Source organism: Mesorhizobium sp. M7A.F.Ca.CA.003.01.2.1 (genome assembly GCF_003998945.1).
Taxonomy (GTDB): domain Bacteria; phylum Pseudomonadota; class Alphaproteobacteria; order Rhizobiales; family Rhizobiaceae; genus Mesorhizobium; species Mesorhizobium ciceri.
The window spans coordinates 1-937 of record NZ_RZRA01001398.1 but is presented as its reverse complement, the minus strand read 5'-3'; the positions used below and the strand labels follow the sequence as shown (position 1 = coordinate 937).

Annotated in this window: 1 protein-coding gene; it reads right to left on the bottom strand. The window is 65.6% G+C overall.

Going from position 1 to position 937, the window contains the following annotated elements:
• Window positions 1-112: 112 nt before the first annotated feature.
• Window positions 113-937 (bottom strand): site-specific tyrosine recombinase XerD (locus EN969_RS32960; RefSeq protein WP_164758749.1); only part of this gene is annotated, 825 nt, incomplete at its 5' end.

Sequence of the window (937 nt, the reverse complement as noted above, 5' to 3'; positions counted from 1 at the left end):
GGTAATTATACATGCGTGAGCGGACCGATACGTCGGAAGGCAGTGGCTGACGGAACCCTTGAATCCAAGGCTCCGGGCGGTGAAATGTCGTCCTCACATAGCGATATGAGGCCTAGTCGGCAAGCGGATGATGATCGTTGACCAGCCGCACCAGCCGCTCTTCCAGCACATGGGTGTAAATCTGTGTCGTCGATATGTCGGCATGGCCAAGCAATTGCTGCACGGCCCGCAGATCGGCGCCGTTCTGCAGGAGATGGCTGGCGAAAGCATGGCGCAGCACGTGCGGCGAGATCTTCGCCGAGGCAATGCCGGCCCTTGCCGCCAGCCCTTTCAGGTCACGCGCGAAGACCTGGCGCGAGAGATAGCCGCTGTCCGAGGCGGCCGGAAACAGGAACGGACTGTCGGCCAAGGCTGGCACCTTGGCGCGGGCGGCAAGCCAGGTCTTCATCGCCGCGCGTGCCTTGGCGGAGAGCGGCACCATGCGCTCCTTGTCGCCCTTGCCGCGCACCATGAAGAAGCGGTCGTCGCGTTGCGCCACCGTCACCGGCAAGCCGACCAGCTCGGAAACGCGCAGGCCGGTGGCGTAAAGCACCTCGACCAGCGCATGCAGGCGCAGTGATGCCAGGCTGTCCCCATCGCCCGACGAGACATCGCCGGCTTCAATTGCTGCACGGTCGATCAGCCGGCCGGTGTCGGCCTCGCTCATCGTCTTGGGCAGCGGGCGGCCCTTTTTCGGGCTGTCCAGCGTGCCGGTCGGGTCATCGCCGCGCAGGCCTTCGGCGTAGAGGAATTTGAAGAACTGGCGGATCGCCGACAGTTTGCGCGCCTGCGACGTGGCGGCAAAGCCGCGGGCGGCAATGTCGTCGAGATAGGCGCGGATATCGGCGGCGGCGGCACCGGCCAGCCCGCCATCGATCGCGCCGGAAGCGTCCTCGAG